This window comes from Peribacillus sp. NJ4 (genome assembly GCF_030348345.1).
In the GTDB taxonomy this organism is placed as follows: domain Bacteria; phylum Bacillota; class Bacilli; order Bacillales; family DSM-1321; genus Peribacillus.
This window is the reverse complement of record NZ_JAUCFQ010000001.1, coordinates 2242235-2259235: the sequence shown is the minus strand read 5'-3', so window position 1 is coordinate 2259235 and position 17001 is coordinate 2242235. Positions and strand designations below refer to the sequence as shown.

General features: G+C 41.5%; 12 protein-coding genes. 2 read left to right on the top strand and 10 right to left on the bottom strand.

Annotated elements, in window-relative coordinates:
• Positions 1-206 precede the first annotated feature (206 nt).
• The 10 genes from QUF94_RS11335 to QUF94_RS11290 form a co-directional block, all read right to left on the bottom strand.
• A complete protein-coding gene (locus QUF94_RS11335; protein WP_289315943.1) occupies positions 207-1646 on the bottom strand; it encodes an NAD-dependent succinate-semialdehyde dehydrogenase in 1440 nt (479 codons plus the stop codon).
• Complete coding sequence (locus QUF94_RS11330) at positions 1643-3034, bottom strand: solute carrier family 23 protein (RefSeq protein ID WP_289315942.1); 1392 nt, start codon at positions 3032-3034, stop codon at positions 1643-1645. The genes QUF94_RS11335 and QUF94_RS11330 overlap by 4 nt, the downstream gene beginning before the upstream one ends.
• Positions 3035-3048: 14 nt before the next feature.
• On the bottom strand, positions 3049-4200 hold the full coding sequence (locus tag QUF94_RS11325) for an iron-containing alcohol dehydrogenase (RefSeq protein WP_289315941.1): 1152 nt from the start codon (positions 4198-4200) through the stop codon (positions 3049-3051).
• Positions 4201-4330: 130 nt separating this feature from the next.
• The gene (locus QUF94_RS11320) at positions 4331-5935 is read right to left on the bottom strand and encodes a sigma-54 interaction domain-containing protein (protein ID WP_289315940.1); all 1605 of its coding nucleotides are present in this window, start codon (positions 5933-5935) and stop codon (positions 4331-4333) included.
• 757 nt (positions 5936-6692) lie between these two features.
• Positions 6693-8186 (bottom strand): aldehyde dehydrogenase family protein, encoded by a 1494-nt coding sequence (locus QUF94_RS11315; RefSeq protein WP_289315939.1) that lies wholly within the window; start codon positions 8184-8186, stop codon positions 6693-6695.
• Positions 8187-8233: 47 nt separating this feature from the next.
• Positions 8234-9199 (bottom strand): PDR/VanB family oxidoreductase, encoded by a 966-nt coding sequence (locus tag QUF94_RS11310; RefSeq protein ID WP_289315938.1) that lies wholly within the window; start codon positions 9197-9199, stop codon positions 8234-8236.
• Between the two features lie 5 nt (positions 9200-9204).
• Positions 9205-9726, bottom strand: a complete 522-nt coding sequence (locus QUF94_RS11305) for a hypothetical protein (RefSeq protein WP_289315937.1) — start codon at positions 9724-9726, stop codon at positions 9205-9207.
• Between the two features lie 12 nt (positions 9727-9738).
• Positions 9739-10731, bottom strand: a complete 993-nt coding sequence (locus tag QUF94_RS11300) for a heme-dependent oxidative N-demethylase family protein (RefSeq protein ID WP_289315936.1) — start codon at positions 10729-10731, stop codon at positions 9739-9741.
• A 47-nt stretch (positions 10732-10778) separates the two neighbouring features.
• Positions 10779-12191: a purine-cytosine permease family protein gene (locus QUF94_RS11295; RefSeq protein WP_289315935.1), complete on the bottom strand. Its 1413-nt coding sequence runs from the start codon at positions 12189-12191 to the stop codon at positions 10779-10781.
• 85 nt (positions 12192-12276) lie between these two features.
• Complete coding sequence (locus QUF94_RS11290) at positions 12277-12477, bottom strand: hypothetical protein (protein ID WP_289315934.1); 201 nt, start codon at positions 12475-12477, stop codon at positions 12277-12279.
• 219 nt (positions 12478-12696) lie between these two features.
• Here QUF94_RS11290 and QUF94_RS11285 point away from each other — a divergent pair, with 219 nt between their 5' ends.
• Both QUF94_RS11285 and QUF94_RS11275 read left to right on the top strand, forming a co-directional pair.
• A complete protein-coding gene (locus tag QUF94_RS11285; RefSeq protein ID WP_289315933.1) occupies positions 12697-14505 on the top strand; it encodes a sigma 54-interacting transcriptional regulator in 1809 nt (602 codons plus the stop codon).
• A 760-nt stretch (positions 14506-15265) separates the two neighbouring features.
• On the top strand, positions 15266-16459 hold the full coding sequence (locus tag QUF94_RS11275; protein WP_289315932.1) for a chromate transporter: 1194 nt from the start codon (positions 15266-15268) through the stop codon (positions 16457-16459).
• Positions 16460-17001 lie beyond the last annotated feature (542 nt).

The window sequence follows — 17001 nt, the reverse complement described above, 5'->3', positions numbered from 1 at the left end:
TAATATTATATTGGGAAGCAGATATATGAAGAAAAACAACGTTATCCTAAATGGATTGCAACTCAAATTTATATTACTTTTTCACAATTGTAAAAGGTAAAAAACTTATTAACTATTGAAAAAGAGTAAAAGGCACATCGATATTTGATGTTCCTTCTACTCTTTTTTTTGAATGCCTGAAGAATCAGGCGAACTCTTCTATTTATTTAATTGCCAAGCAGCAGAGATACATACTTCACTTCTAAATATTCATCCATGCCGAAGTGTCCCCCTTCTCTACCTAAGCCACTTTCCTTCATGCCGCCAAATGGTGCTTGGGCAGTGGATGGGGCACTGTCATTAATACCGACAATTCCATATTCAAGACCATCCGAATAGGTAACTGCTTTATTTAATGACTCCGTATACACATAAGCTGCCAAGCCAAAGTTTGTGTTATTGGCTCGATCTATTGCTTCTTGATCGGTTTTAAATGTACTGACAGGGGCAATTGGCCCAAACGTTTCTTCCTGCATGCACAGCATATCATCCGTTACTTTGGAAAGAATTGCTGGTGCGATGAAATAGCCTTGTTTTTCTTCGAATTTGGAGGTTTTATGGATGAAAGCTCCTTTACTTTTAGCATCCTCCAATTGAAGCTGGACTTTTTTTACGGCGGCTCCATCTATCAGTGGACCAAGATCGGTTCCATCCATTCCATTTCCAACCTTCAAAGTTAAAACAGCTTCTTCAAAAGCTTGTAAAAACGGCTGCTCGATCGTCTCATGGACGAAAATTCGGTTCGCACAAATACATGTTTGTCCGGCATTCCTGAATTTCGATTGAATCAAACCTTTTACGGCTTCTTCGATATTCGCATCTTCAGCAATGATGAACGGAGCCAATCCACCGAGTTCAAGCGAGACTTTTTTAACAGTTTCCGCCGCCTTTTTCATTAGATGTTTCCCTACAGGAGTGGAGCCAGTGAATGTAATCTTTTTTACACGTGAATCATTCATCCACACGTCAGACACATCTCCCGGTTTTTGGGTTGTTACAATATTTATTACGCCGTCTGGAATGCCTGCTTCATGGGCACTTTCAACTAACAGCAAAGCGGTCAAAGGCGTTTGTTCTGCGGGTTTGATGACGACGGTACATCCCGCAGCAAGGGCTGGCGCAACTTTCCTCGTGATCATGGCAGCCGGAAAATTCCATGGGGTAATGGCAGCAACGACACCCACCGCCTGCTTTTGCACTAAAATACGCTTTGAAGCAACGGAGGCTGGTATGATTTCCCCGTAGTTACGCTTTGCTTCTTCAGCAAACCATTTCACGAAACTTGAAGCATATTTCATTTCACCTTTTGCCTCGGCCAATGGCTTTCCTTGTTCCAGTGTCATGATTGTCGCGATTTCATCCAGCCTGTTCTCAATGATTGTGTACCACTTCTCAAGTAATTCCGCCCTATGATAAGCACTTGTTTTCGACCAAGGCAGAAAGGCAGCTTGAGCTGCATCCACAGCAGCCTTTGCCTCTTTTTCATTAGCGTCCGGAACATAGCCCACAGGCTCCAGTGTTGCTGGATTTTCTACTACAAAATGGTGTTCTGTATGAATGCGTTCGCCGTTAATATAAATTGGCCATTTTTCCACTACTTTTTTCATCCCGCTTTAATCTCCTCTTCTTCTTCTTCATTATCTGTAAAAGTATTATCATTTTCTCCTTTGAAAAAGTCCTTTCCATATAAAAGGGCACATAATAGGATTCCTGCAGCAAACGCCATTCCAGCACCTTTTATAACTAGGATGGCAGCAACTACCCCTGCAATTCCCAGATCGCGTTGGCTCTTCGCCTGCATTACACCGACGCGTACGCTAACATATCCCTGAACCAAAAGTGTTAAGGCCAATGCAACACCTAGAATTGGTTCCACTAAGCTGACGACCGGCAATAAGAATAATCCTGTATTAGTACCCCAACGGAATGAGCCAGCACCGCCAAAGAAAGAATTCATTGCTTTCTTGCCATTCTTGAACCGTTCCACAACTACGACCTGCATGGCTGCCCACAACGGACCACACATTGTAATATCAGGTCCGATAAAACTCATGATCACATTTCGGCCACCAAAAATTAAATGAGCTCTGTTTGGATTATAGTCCACTTTTTCATCTTCCCTGACCTCATCGGATTCAGAAAGCAACGCTTTCGTTTTCAGTACATCCCCGAATACGACTAAATAAGTAGCAAAAACAGCTGGAATCGCACTTAAAAAGAAGGTCATGGCAGGAAATCCTAAACCAAAAACAGTATAGTCTGACCAAAGCGTAGCAAAATCCGGACTGCTGAATCCCCATTGAATATTAGGCCATTTTGCTTCTCCAAAAATCGGGGCTACAAAGACCGCGAGCAAGATAGCAGGCAATATCCCTAAATTCCCTAAAAATACCCAAGCTTTATTTCGCATTTTTAATTTTCCAAAACTTTTTGAAAAAAGTAGATAAAAGGCAAAACCGATACAAATGCTTATTGTATAAGGAAATAAATCAAACTTTCCACCCACTTCGAAAATGGAAACGACAGCACCGATACCAGCACCTAAAATAATTCCTGATTTGATTGCATTCGGCACTAATCGAACGACCTTACTCGCAAGTCCGGTCATTCCTAGTAATATCGATAAGATACCCAATGTCAATTGAAACGCAACGAGTGCATAGACCCGATCAGGTCCTTCCGGAAATTGCCCGACAAACAATACAAGCAATGGAACCGCCGGTGTAATCCAACCTGGAATAACTGGGTCTCCGAGTAAATGATGTGCTAAATATAATAATCCATTTAAGACAACGACGGCTAGAGCCACATCAAAAGGCATTCCTAGATGGTCTGCAAGTAGTGTAATCGCTCCAAGGTCAACTGCACACATCAATAGTCCTTGAACATAGTCCGGCCATTCAAACCGATAATGGACAAATGGCAATCTAATTTTAAAGGGTCCCGCAGGTATATATGATGTCTCTTCTCCGTAGCGACGGTTTTTCCATTTCATAATGTTTCCTCCACTTAAATGCCATAAGCTGAACGGTAAATTTTTTCGATATCCCGAACGTTTAATGCACGGGGATTATTCCGCAGCAATCGTACTTGTTTGATGGCTTCGGCAGCCATTTCACTTAAGGCAGATTCAGGAATGTCAAATTGACGAAGTGATTCAGGTATATCCACGTAACGACATATTCTCGTCATCGCTTCTATAGCTTTATCTGCTGCCTCATCATCATTTAAATGATTGACTTTCTCTCCCAGTGCTTCTGCAATGTCACGGAACCTTTCCAAACATGCAATTTTATTCCATTGCATGACATATGGCAGTAATAATGAATTGCTGACTCCATGTGATAAATGGAAGCGGCCTCCAAGCGGATAAGCTAAGGCATGAACAGCTCCAACACCAGCATTTCCAAAAGCTAACCCGGCCATTAGGCTTCCTGTAATCATGGCTTCCCTTGCTTCTAGATGATCTGGCGCAGCGTAAGCCTTTGGTAAATTTTTCGCTATCAACTTCATTGCTCCAATTGCCAAGGCATCAGTCAAGGGTGAGGCGAATTTGGAAATATAAGCCTCCACTGCATGAACCAGTGCATCCACTCCACTCGCTGCCGTCACACTTGGCGGGCAAGTCAGCGTCATGACGGGAGATACGATCGATACATCCGGTAAAAGATACGAACTAACAATTCCCTTCTTAACCTGTTCTTTTTTGTCGGATAGAATCGAAATATTCGTCACTTCAGACCCCGTGCCAGCCGTCGTCGGTATGGCTATTAAAGGAATTCCTGGAACTTCAATTAGGTTCGTGCCAAAATAGGTCTCGATGCTTCCTGAATTCGTAGCCATGACGGAAGAGGCTTTGGCAATATCCATCGCACTTCCCCCTCCTACCGCAATCAGCCCATCATGATTTCCATCCCTGATGGACCGTACACATTGCTCAACGATTTCAATTTCCGGTTCAGGATTCACATCCGAAAAAATACCGTATGCTGATGAAAGTAAATCCTCAACCTTTTGCACAACCCCAGCATCCAGTAGAACTTTATCTGTAACGATCAATGGATTCTTCATCCCTAATCGAGTAACCTCTTCAGTCAGCTGTTGTAAAGAATCTGCTCCTGTCACCAATTTGTTAGCCATTGAAAAAATAGAAATATTCATGGTTATCTCCCCTTTCAGTTAATTACTTATGCATGAATCATGCCAAAGTGAAAACGCTTAATTTAAAGGGAAATTACTTATTCTTTCATGGGTAACCATATAAAAATGAGTAGAAATCAAATCAAAAAAACTAATTCGATTCGTTTTCTACTCGTATGTGAAATTTTTTCATTTTTTGCACTAAAGCGCTTTGACTGATATCCAAAGATATGGCAGCCGCCCTTGTTGTCCCGTATTTTTTCATCGCATCCAGTATCAAGGTCCGCTCCAGATCGGAAACGGCTTCCTTCAAGGAATGAGATGTAGTTTTTTTTGATAAGACCGGCTGTATGATAGATGGTAAATTAGCCAAATCGATCGTATCATCGTAAGTCGTGACAACCAGTCGCTCTGCAAGACTCGCAAGCTCACGTATATTACCAGGCCATGAATAGTTCGTCAGCCATTCATAGCATTCCGGTGTCATCCTTTTCTGTTCATTATATTTTTCATTGAATTTTTTCAAATACATTTCTAAAAGCGGGATCGTTTCTTCCTTTCGCTGGCGCAGTGGCGGAACTTCAAAGGATACAATATTAAGCCGGTAATATAGATCTTCGCGGAAAGATCCTTCTTGAACGAGTGAGGCCAGATCCCGATGAGTGGCAGTAATTAACCTGACATCCACTTCTTTCATTTCGGTGGAACCTACTCTCATAAACTTGTTTTCTTCTACCACTTTCAAAAGTTTGACCTGTAACTCTAAAGGTAAATCCCCTATTTCGTCTAAAAATAACGTACCACCATTCACTTTCTCAAAAATCCCCATTTTCCCATTCTTAAGGGATCCGGTAAATGCTCCCGGTTCGTATCCAAAAAGTTCGGATTCCACCAAGTTCGCTGGGATGGCTCCGCAATTTAATTCAAGGAAAATTTTATCCTTCCTGGAACTTTTCGCATGAATGTACTTAGCGATTAAGCTCTTCCCTACACCCGTTTCCCCCTGTAACAAGATCTTCGCATCCGTTTTAGCTACTTTATCGGCCAGTTTGAATAAAGGAGTTGTAGTAGGCCCAATGATTATTTCCTGCAAATTCACCTGTTCCGAGCCAGGCAATAATTGAGAAATAGGTTGGAAAGATAACTTTTGACTGTCGATTGTGTACTTCATCCGGATTAATTCAGTAATATCCCTAACACTATTTATGACGAAAATGACTTGATTCTGTGGCGAAAGAATAGGTGTGGCAGATACGATAATCTTTCTCCCATTTCGGATTCTTTGTGTCAAAGTGACTTGATTCTTCGTTCGAATAGAGTCCAACGAAGCAGAAACGGATATCATACCCTGCTCAATTAAATAACTCATTGGTTTTCCGATAATTTCCTCTTCTCTTATTCCGGTAATGCGCTGATAAGCTTGATTGATAAATAATGTCGTTCCTTCCCCATCGGTGATATACACGCCATCATACAGGGCATTAAATACAACCCTGCATAGATCACTCTCAAAAAATGCTTGAAATTGTTCATATGGTATAGAGTAATTCCTTATATTTTGTAGCGGTGCATTCACTGTAATGAAATGAGAAATAGGCTTCGTCAAATCACTCTGCTGCACTGCCGCAGATAACGCTTCAATCGTCAGAAATCCGATAAATTCCTCTGAATCGTCCATTACTTCCACTTCATTGCTTCCGACGGGAAAACTTGAAATCGCTTCCTCCACTGTCATATCCGAATAAAACTTAGTCATCAATATCCACTCCTAACCTGATCCCTGACTGGTCTTTAACATTTGATAGAACGCTTCCTCCTTAATTGGAGTACTCTTTGATAGTCCAGGCGAATTCCTCGCCTTTCAAATTAAAGAAGGCATAAACATCGGTCTCATTAACTTATATTGTGAACATTATGTAATGTCCTTTCCTTTTGTATGATACTATGTACGACAACCAAAGACACCCAGAATAAGTGCTTCAGCGGTAAGAACATATTCAATCCCCATATGCTTTTTCTGATAAAAAGCGATAAATATGCATTGGTATGACACTGTTATCATACCAAAAAAAGTTTGCCTAAAGTTTTCTATGGCTTGTACAATTGGGACGTGACTTCCGTTCCAGGTACTCGCTATCCGCGGTCGGTCCTGGAGCCTCCTCTACAATCAACTTTGTTTTAACATTTAGATTGAACTCCTTTTGCCTACAGTCCTTTTAAAATAGAAGGATTAAAACTTGAGTTGATGAGGATACTTTTTGAACATGATTCTATTCAGCGAGTTCAACTTGAAATGATTACTTTAGACCAACCGATGTCAGCGAACCATTTTGTAAAAATTGAGACTGCCATTGATTAACCTTGGGCCAAAATTTCAAAGGAAATTCTCAAAAGGGGTTCGGAATTTTTTAATTCCGCACCCCTTTTGTTACAAACTGAAACCTAATCCATATTTGGATTAGGTTCTTTGATTTGATTATGGAAAGTTAATTGCTTTCTCTCTAATTCTATGATTAATTTGGAAACCAGCCAACCGGTTTTACATCGAGATTAATGTTGATTTGTTTAATTTCCTGGTATTCATCCAAGCCGTATTTTCCTAAACTGCGTCCAATACCGCTCTGTTTGTAACCGCCCCATGGCGCCTCGACATAGGTTGGATGATAATCATTTACCCAGGTGATGCCTGCCCGTACCTTCTTGATCACTCGCAGTCCTTTTGCCCCGTCGTTAGAGAAGACGCCGCCTGCAAGGCCATAGTCTGTATCATTTGCAAGTTTAATAGCTTCTTCTTCATCTTTAAACTTTTGGATGACAACAACTGGACCAAAGATTTCCTCTTGGACGATGCGCATGTCAGGCGTTACATCAGTGAAGACAGTCGGTGCAATGAAGAATCCTTTGTCAAGACCGTCATCAACAAGACGGTAACCGCCTGCTGCAAGTGTCGCACCTTCCTGTTTGCCGATTTCAATATAGTTCAAAATGCTATTCATTTGTGCTTCGCTAACAATTGCCCCCATGTGGCTGTCTTCCGCAAGGCCAGGTCCTACTTTGATTTTATTTGCGCGTTCCACATAGCGTTTTACATATTCATCATAAATACTTTCTTCAACAAGAATGCGGCTACCTGATGAACAAACTTGGCCGGCACCGAAGAAGATGCCAAACAATCCGTAATCGACGGCCGTCTCTAAATCTGCATCTGCAAAAACGATGTTAGGTGATTTACCGCCAAGCTCTAGGGAAATTTTCTTTAAGTTGCCCGCGGCCGCTTTCATGATTGTGCGGCCAACATCTGTACTTCCTGTAAACGAAACAATGTCTACATCCTTGCTTTCTGCAATTGTTTGACCGACAACAGTCCCGCGGCCCATCACCATATTGGCCACACCTTTAGGGATGCCCACTTCCTCTAGGATTTCAAATAATTTCATAGCTGTGACAGGAGTCAATTCAGCCGGTTTATACACAATGGTGTTACCTGCCGCAAGGGCCGGTGCGATTTTCCAAACACTCATTAGAAGAGGGAAATTCCAAGGTACAATCAAACCGGCTACTCCTACTGGCTCGCGAACAACCATCGCTTGAACAGGAGCGGGAACTTGGTAAGTTTCCCCTTCAGGATGAAGGATTAAGCCCGCATAGTAACGGAAACACGCGGCTGCATCGGCAATATCGAAACCTGCCTCTGCTTTAAGTTTCCCGTTGTCCATTGTTTCAAGAATCGTTAACTCTTCCGCACGTTCTTCAATTTTATCTGCGATTTTATATAGGTAGGAAGCACGCTCCTGCGCTGTTAAGCCTGACCATACTCCACTTTCAAAAGCTGCTTTCGCAACTGAGATTGCCATTTCTGTATCTTCTTTGGTGGCACGCGGTGCCCTTGCAATGACTTCCTGTGTTGCAGGATTAATTACCGGGATTACTTCATTTGAAGATGAGGACTGCCACTTACCGTCGATGTAATTTTTTAGCTCTAAAACTGCCGTTTCTAAAATTGTCATGTTTTATGCCTCCGGTTTTCATTATTTTTTTTACCTGTACAGAATGATTAAAGTTTTAAAACAAGTCTGTCGTCCTTCGCACGTGAGCAGCATGTCAGTATTGAGTTGCGTGTTTGACGGTTTTCTTCGCTAAGGAAGTTATCCCGGTGGTCTACTTCCCCTTCTGCGACATCTACTTCACAACTTCCGCAACCGCCCACTTTACAAGAATAAGGTGCATCTATTCCTTCCCTTAAAAGGGCTTCAAGCAATGTTTCACCCTCATTAACGTTGATGGACCGATCGCTGTCTGTAAGGTCGACAATGAAAGGATCTTGCGGTCCATCATTTTTTGTCGCAAATAATTCGAAGTGGATCGCATGTTCCGGATACCCATATGAACTTGCAGCTTTTCGATACTCTTGTACCATCTCTAGTGGTCCGCAAAAATATACATGTGTGCCAATGCGATGATCCATCATCGTCTCAGGCAACATTCTGCATTTGTCTTCTGCCTGCGAAAAATAAAATGTACATTGATCAGGATATTTGGCTTTCAACAGATCATAAAAAGCACATAACTCCGGTGTGCGTGCTGCATAATGGAGTTCGAAGGTTTGCCCTTCGGCAGCCATGTCTTCCATCATTGCCAAAAATGGGGTGATGTCGATTCCAGCTGCATAAAAAGCATGATGCTTAGCTCGAAAGCTTAGAGGAAAGTTGTTTTTAGGGAAACTGACTTCCAACCTGGAATCTTTCTTTACATGATCATGCCAGAAAGCGGAACCTCCGCGAGACGCCTCGTCACGACGAATGGAAATTGCATATTTTTTGCGGTCTCTTGGATTGCTGATGATGGAGTATTCTCTCTCGAATATCGTATCTCCGGCTGGCATGAAAGTGGTCAAATGCGAACCGCCTGTAAATGCAGGCAACGGTTTTCTATCAACTGGTATCAACTCGAACTGTTTCACGAATGGAGTTTCTTGAATGATCTTGTTTACTTTCATTTGAATATTTCCTACTACCCGCATGATGATCAGCTCCCTACTTCTTCTTCTTTTCCGATTGGGATGAATGGGTAACCTATATAACCTTCCCGTACGATTGAATAAAAAGGACCTATTTCAAGACTGGCTCTGCACTGGTCACATTCTGCAATCTCTGCTTCTTCTGCGACTTCCGACACTTCGAAACATTTCATGCAATATACGTACCTTCGTTTAGGCCCGATAATCACCGTCTGGATCTCATCCTCAGATAGACCAGCTTCTACCCCCAGCGAGAAGACCATAACGGCATTTTTCCATGCAGCCGCAATATAAAATTGGGTGCCCATCTTTTGTGACAAAATGACTCTCTTAATCTCCTCTTTATCTTCCATTCCGTTAATGGAAAGACCTTCAAAAGGTACTGTACCTGCAATTTCAGAAGTGAAACTTTTCGCCTTTTCATATCCGGCTTGATCAGAAATGATGACAAACTTCCTTCGTTCATTCCGAGGAGTAAATTGATTTACGATCGTAATGGATTTATCAAACAATACTGGACTATTGTACAAGGCCCTATCCCCCTACTTTTTGTTTATCTTCGCTTTTTGTTTTTCATCATCAATGCGCCTCAAATATTCAACCGATTGTGGAAGAAACGGGGCAATCCCTTTGTATTCAGCCATAGGTTCCGGAATATCCTGCAGTACGCTATATGTCAGATCAAACCACTCCTGGCGCAATGCCAAATCCTCTAGTGGCAGGAACTGCGTATTCAATACGAATAGAATGGCGTTGCTTCGTGGCATGCGATAAAACTTTTGTTCTTCAACACGCAAACGAACAAGTTTACCTGCATTTTCTGGTGTTATCCCAGAACGCTGCGGTCCCCATACATCCATCGTTTCATAGTTGACATCCCAACGGTCCGCCATCAGGTTCCAGTTGATGCGTGTCCATGGCTTTCCTGGCTCAATGGATAATAAAAACTTACGAACGCGATCTGCCAGTTCGTCGCCTTTCCGCGATACAAATGGAACTGGTGCATGGATTTCATCAAAGGACATGCCTTTATTCCAGTTAGCTGAGAAGAGCGCGGCGTATGAAACTTGCCCCACTTCCAAATAGAAATTACTATCGCGATGAACCATTAACACAAAATCATTGTGGAAATGGCGGCCTATATAATCAAGCGGCTCATTTGGAAGCGTGCTGGCATCGCCATATACGAATGAATCGGATTCCCCGAAGATGTGGTTTTTGAAAGTCCAGTTGTCTCCATCTTTAATGACCTCGAAATGCTCCGGATAGCGATCGGTTGCCATGTCGACAAGCATTTCCAGTACCTCCCATTGCATTTCTAATGTGTGTGAAAAAGATTGAAACCTTATATGCGGCTGTTCTTGAAGGAGACGACGCTTCGTTTCTACTTGGAGTTTGTATTCTGGTGTGACTTCGATACAGTTAATGTTTGAGAGTCGTTTCAAGTCGTTTGAATAACGATAGTTACCTGAAGTGAATGGAAATGGGAATGTATCTAAATCAGTTGTTTTGAAATCTAAGCTTTGTGTAAACATTGAACAATCTCCTCTCGTTCCCTAGATTTTTTAAAGTGCGTTTTTTTCTATTTAGCTTCCTTTAATTCAACGGAAGGACGCTCCATGTCAACTTCAAAACGGAAAAGGTATTTAGAAGATGCATAGTAGGTGACTAAAGCAACAAAGTATGTGGGAATTCCGGCAGCCGAATAAAGGAAAAAGTCACTTGCTTCAAAAGTCAATGGATTATAGAGTGCCCAGTATACGATCGTTCCAATAACCACTGTGAGAACTGCAGACGGGTTAATGCCTTTCCAATAGGTATAAGAGCCTTGCGTATCATACAAATCCCTTATTGAAATGCGTTGGCGCTTTACAAAAAAGTAATCTGCAACGACAATGCCGCCAAGAACAGCCATAATAAAAGAAATGACAGCAATGAATGAACCAAATGCATCGTAGAACGTTGAGCTTAAAAGTAAGAATATAGTTGGTACGGTTGTACCCATCGCTATCATCCATGACTTTTTCGGGAATACAGTTTTAAAGCTGACAGCTTGTGAGTACATAAGGAAAATGGCTGCACCGACATTCCCTACCGAAAGTAAAATCAAGCCAATGAAACCGCCCCAACTTCCTGCGATTGAAAACATCCAGTCAGAAGGATTAAGTGAACCTGCGACTAATGCAGCAAGGGCCCCAACTAAAGCAGCGATACTGACGATGATTCCATAGCTGTAGAATCCTGCTTTAAATGCTCCTCCTTCCGTTTTAGATAAACGGCTGTATTGGCCAAGATATGGAAGCCATGAGAAGCCGAGACCGATGTTTAATTCCAGGGCAGTCGCGAATGAACGGGAAGTCGTTTCAAACGGCTCAGAAGGAAGTATATTGGCAACTTTCGTGAATCCCTGTCCAAACAAGACTATTGCGAGAAGGCCAAACATGAGAACCATAAAAACCGGAACGGCAACTGCGGTATATTTTTGAATCGCTACCGGTCCCTTCACCGTTACAAGAAATGCACAGAAAAAGAGTAAAATTGAGAAAAACGGCGCTCCCGTTGCTTGACTTGAGAAAAGGGCCGGCATCCCCATCCAATTAGCAGCCTCTGCTAACGCCTGGCCAGACATGAAAAGCGCAATGGAAATGTAGCCGAGAGTCAAAATAAGGAAAACAAAGAAAAAGATATTGGATCCTATATACCCTAGTGAACTTCGAAACCCTACAAAAGTGTCTATGCCATAACGCGCAAAATACAGGGTAATGGGAACAATCAACAGCATAGGGAAGGCGTTACCGAATAAAATCGCTGCAAGTGACTGCTTCGCATCAAGCATTGTACCTGTGTATCCACCAGTTAACAGCCCAAAAGATGAGAGGCCAATAACAACCTGAACTAAAATTAAATCCCGAAGGTTAAAAATCCGGTCACTTTTACTTGCCGGTAAAAAGCCAAAGGCCACATCCTTTGAAATGGAGGAATTCTCTTTACTCACACGCTTCTCTCCCAACTATAAAATAATGATTGCATTGCTTGGAAATAAGGCTGTTATTGTTCTGGGGGATCTTAACAAAACTACTTTAAACAAGTGAATAGACCAGGTAGACAATGATTAAAATCATGAAAAAAATAGAGCCTGTCGCCTTCCATTTCATTTTGTCGATTTTCACGGCATCTTCCTGTTCATACGCAATGATCCGCTCATTCAAATCTGAATATAGACTCTTAATAAAGGGATCCTCTGAATTGATATTCTGTTGAAACTGATTCTCTTTATTCAAAATAGCTTCTCCCTCCTTTGCAATCGTGCTTTTTAGTCCCTTCTCTTTACTTTATTGCAATAACCGTGCCAATCAGAAACACTATGCTTACAAGGTTTTCAATAGGAAGAATATTCATTTCTGAAACTATTGAACAATTGTGAAATTTCTGTAATATTGAATCTAGGAAGTTAAATGAAAGGCAGGTAGACATAAATGGATCACTTCACCTCTGCACTCTTGTCTATTTACGATCAGCTTATTGTGACAGATAAAAATGGCACCATACTGAAGTCGACCGGAACAGGAAACTCCTTATTCCATACAATCAAATCTGCTAATGTCGGTGGTTCTATCAAAGATGTTGAACAAGATTTATTTTCTACGAGCTTGGCAGAAGAGGTAATGGGCAAAAATGAAAAAAAAAGTTTCATGCAGTCCTCATGGCAGGGTCCAGAGGTGCTGGTGACGGCATACCCGATTGAATCAGGGGCATGGGTCTGGGCCTACAAAGAAATTAAAGACTCTTACCCAGATACATCAGTGGGGCAATCGGGGCCATTATTGGAATCGAAGAAGCCATCTTTTCCATTTGTGATCCGCAGTAAACCCATGCTAGACGTTCTTCATAAAATGCAAATGGTCTGTGATGTCAGCGCAACAGTCCTTTTATTAGGGGAATCCGGTGTCGGAAAGGAAATAGCTGCCAGGGCCATACATAATATGGGTAACAGGAGCGACGGACCGTTTATACCAGTCAATTGCGGCGCCATCCCGGAAAACTTGATTGAAAGCGAACTGTTTGGCTACGTAGAAGGGGCTTTTACCAGCGCAAGGAAAGACGGGGCCAAGGGGAAATTCACACTTGCACATAAGGGTATCTTATTCTTGGATGAAGTGGGCGAGTTACCGCCTAACGTACAGGAAAAACTGCTTCGTGTCCTTCAGGAACGCGTTGTCACCCCAATTGGCAGTACGACCTCACACCCTGTTGATATTCAAGTGATTGCCGCAACAAATAAATCGCTCGAAAAAATGGTGAAAAAAGGTGAATTTCGAGAAGACTTATATTATCGTCTTCATGTCGTACCCATCCATCTTCCGCCGCTTAGGAATCGTGTAGATGAAATCCCCCATCTGGTTCAATTTTTTTTACAAAAGTACAATACGCTATACAAACGAAAGGTAGCCTTCACCCCGGATGCAATCGACTTGCTATGTATCTATCAATGGCCCGGTAACGTGCGTGAACTTGAAAATACAGTTGAAAGGCTTGTGATTACAAGCGGAATACCGGAAGTCGATGTTGTTTTGGTTAAAGAGGTCCTTCCTTTTAAAGGGCCCAAACCCACTTCAATACCTGTCATCGATTTTCTAATGCCGTTGCAAGAAGCAGTCGACCTTGTAGAGGAACAACTGATCAACATGGCAATGGAACAATACAAATCATTAAAACTAGCGGCAAAGGTATTGGAGGTCAGCCAGCCGACCATGAGCAGGAAATATAAAAAATTACGTAATAAAATTGAAGAGGCAAGCTTTTCACCAGTGAATAAACGGGCCATTTTAGAAGAACAAATAAATCAACGGCTTCGTTCCGTTGCCGTTGTAACTGCAGCTATCATTCCAGCTGATGAGGTTATCAGTCTACAAAAAAAGATGAACCTGCAAACTTCCCATTCCCAAAAATTGAAACAAAAGCTTACCCTGATTCAAGAAAAAGAAGGCGTAATTGAATGGGTCTTCATATTTATCATGACGGAGGATGGACGTCTGATTCACCTCGTTGCAGACAAAGGCTTTGTAATTGAACCGGGGGAAGAATATATCGGTCCCCCGGAAATGGTAAATGTCGCTTACCAAGCGTTTAATGGTAAAGCGGGTGTTACTCCCATTTACGAAGACAGGTACGGTGAGTGGAAAACGAGCTTTGCGCCAATAATTGATGATGACGGCAATATCGTTGCCATTGTCGGATGCGACTACAGTAAAGCCTATTTCAATTCTGAAATGCAGCGTCTACGTAAGCAACTCAATATACATGTTTGAAATTCAGGATGCAGTCATGCCGGAATTATTTCAAACCGGCTGGATGCTATAGTGAATATAAAAAAGCTGATTACAGGGGCCGTCTTGAGCGGGCTTTTGCATTCAGCTTTTTCGTTATTTTCTTTCCATTTACATTATGAACGTTATGAAGGAATTAAAATGGCATCAACGCCCGCCATTATCCGGATCCAACTGGTTTTTCCATATGACCACGCTTATATAGGTGATATTAGATCTGTACTTCCACTAACCTGCCCCGATAGTTTTCTTTGTCGGACTAACCTTACTCGTTTGTTGCATAAAAAAAGCAACTTTTAGTTCAACAAGATTTTTTAGATGAGCAAATTATTAAGAGTATGTAAATTAATTGTTGGAATTAAGAACTAAAGGAATTCTAAATATATACTTCTAGATAGATAATCGGTATTGGTATTGGATAGTCCGAAGGTTAAATCATGGTAATAAAAGGAGATTTACAAACTTTTTCTTGGATTAATACAGATATACATATTAAATCCCCTATCTTCGGTCTTAGGATGCTCGAAGTACTAAAGAACACGGATTTATCATCAGTTCAGGTACTTTATATAACTTTTTTCACACAATGGAATCTGATGGACCTTTAATAAAAGAGCAACGAAAAGCCGATTGGAAAATAAGAAAGTAATAATCGACATCTGAAAAAGGAAATACAGTTTTATGGTAGCTAGAAAGAAAGCTTATGAACCTTTTAAAGTAATTTTATAGGAGGAATACTTTAGTGGATCAAAATAAAGCAAACAGAAGTTTTAAGTCACTATTTGAAATACTATTAGTTTCGACAAGGCTTGGTTTAACATCGTTTGGTGGGCCAATAGCACATTTAGGTTACTTTCATAATGAGTATGTTAGACGAAGAAAATGGATGGATGAAAAAAGTTATGCTGATTTAGTTGCTTTGTGTCAATTCTTACCTGGCCCAGCTAGCAGTCAGGTTGGAATTGGAATCGGAGTTATGCGGGGAGGTTTCATCGGTGGAATTTTAGCCTTCCTTGGTTTTACACTGCCTTCGGTGATAGCGTTAGTAATATTAGCATTATTTCTCCAAGGAATGGATGTTTCAAATAAAGGCTGGATCCATGGATTAAAAATAGTAGCCGTAGCCATAGTTGCACAGGCCATTTTGGGGATGTCCAAAAATTTAACTCCAGATATAAAGAGAAAGACAATTGCATTAATAGCCTTGGTTGGGACTTTGATTTGGCAGACTGCATATGTGCAGGTTGGTATTATTATACTGGCTGCATTGATTGGTTTTCTAATTTATAAACAACACGACGAAAGTTATGAATCTAACGTTCATTTTCCGATTTCGCGTGGTGTCGGATTAGTTAGTTTAGCTTTATTTTTCGGATTACTGTTTCTACTTCCAATTTTACGGGAAGTTACTTCATCAGATTGGATTGCTCTGTTTGATAGCTTTTATCGGTCTGGTTCTTTAGTGTTTGGTGGAGGACACGTAGTCATGCCATTGCTTGAACGTGAATTTGTCCCTACTGGCTGGGTAGATGAAGAGGCATTTCTTGCTGGATATGGTGCAACACAAGCTGTACCAGGACCATTATTTACGTTTGCAGCGTACATAGGTGCCGTGAGGAATGGATGGCAAGGTGGCTTATTAGCAACGATCGCTATTTTCTTACCTGCATTTCTTCTTATTTTAGGGACATTGCCATTTTGGGACACATTACGCCGTAATTCTAAAGTAAAAGGGGCATTAATGGGAGTAAATGCAGCAGTTGTAGGCATCTTGATTGCGGCATTTTATAATCCCATTTGGACTTCCTCCATCTTAGATCCTATAGATTTTGCTTTTGCTGCCATCTTATTCAGTATGCTTGTGTACTGGAAATTGCCGCCTTGGTTAATAGTGATAACCGGTGCTATTGGTGGCTCACTCATGACGTTAATTTGAATCGAGGTTTTTTATTAATTTATCGTTCCTCCTATTATTGACACATTTCCATCTAATTCATTCCATATTTCTAATGGAACTAACCTGCACCCTTTCGTATTATAAGGTCAACCAGTTTTTTTCTGGTTGACCAATTTCCATCTCGAAATATGATAACGATTGCCGGGTTAGAACGTACCTGCCCGTGGGGATTGGACCCAGGCAGGTAAACGGTTCACCCACTACTTGTATAAACATGATCAGGTTGGTCGGAACAATGATCACGTATTACATGCGAAGCTATGATACTAATAGAAGGATTTAGGGAGCTAGATGGAATATATCATTACCTTTTCATAGTTGGAGTTTATATATTCACCTATACTGCCACGTTCGTTCCATAAAAAAGGCTGCCTAGCAACCTTCCTTATTGAAGTAAAGAGCCGTTTGTTGCATAAGAAACTTCTATGGCGGCGATCCTCGCCGCCACCATCTATCACGAAACCCTGCTAATTACCCCAAAATAAAGTCTAACCCATTAAACCGTTGACAATAATGGTGAT

Excerpts from the sequence above, each read along its gene's own strand:
- QUF94_RS11300 (WP_289315936.1), bottom strand. The coding sequence starts at position 10,731 with ATGTTTACACAAAGCTTAGATTTCAAAACAACTGATTTAGATACATTC.
- QUF94_RS11335 (WP_289315943.1), bottom strand. The coding sequence starts at position 1,646 with ATGAAAAAAGTAGTGGAAAAATGGCCAATTTATATTAACGGCGAACGC.
- QUF94_RS11310 (WP_289315938.1), bottom strand. The coding sequence starts at position 9,199 with ATGCGGGTAGTAGGAAATATTCAAATGAAAGTAAACAAGATCATTCAA.
- QUF94_RS11330 (WP_289315942.1), bottom strand. The coding sequence starts at position 3,034 with ATGAAATGGAAAAACCGTCGCTACGGAGAAGAGACATCATATATACCT.
- QUF94_RS11315 (WP_289315939.1), bottom strand. The coding sequence starts at position 8,186 with ATGACAATTTTAGAAACGGCAGTTTTAGAGCTAAAAAATTACATCGAC.
- QUF94_RS11325 (WP_289315941.1), bottom strand. The coding sequence starts at position 4,200 with ATGAATATTTCTATTTTTTCAATGGCTAACAAATTGGTGACAGGAGCA.
- QUF94_RS11320 (WP_289315940.1), bottom strand. The coding sequence starts at position 5,935 with ATGACTAAGTTTTATTCGGATATGACAGTGGAGGAAGCGATTTCAAGT.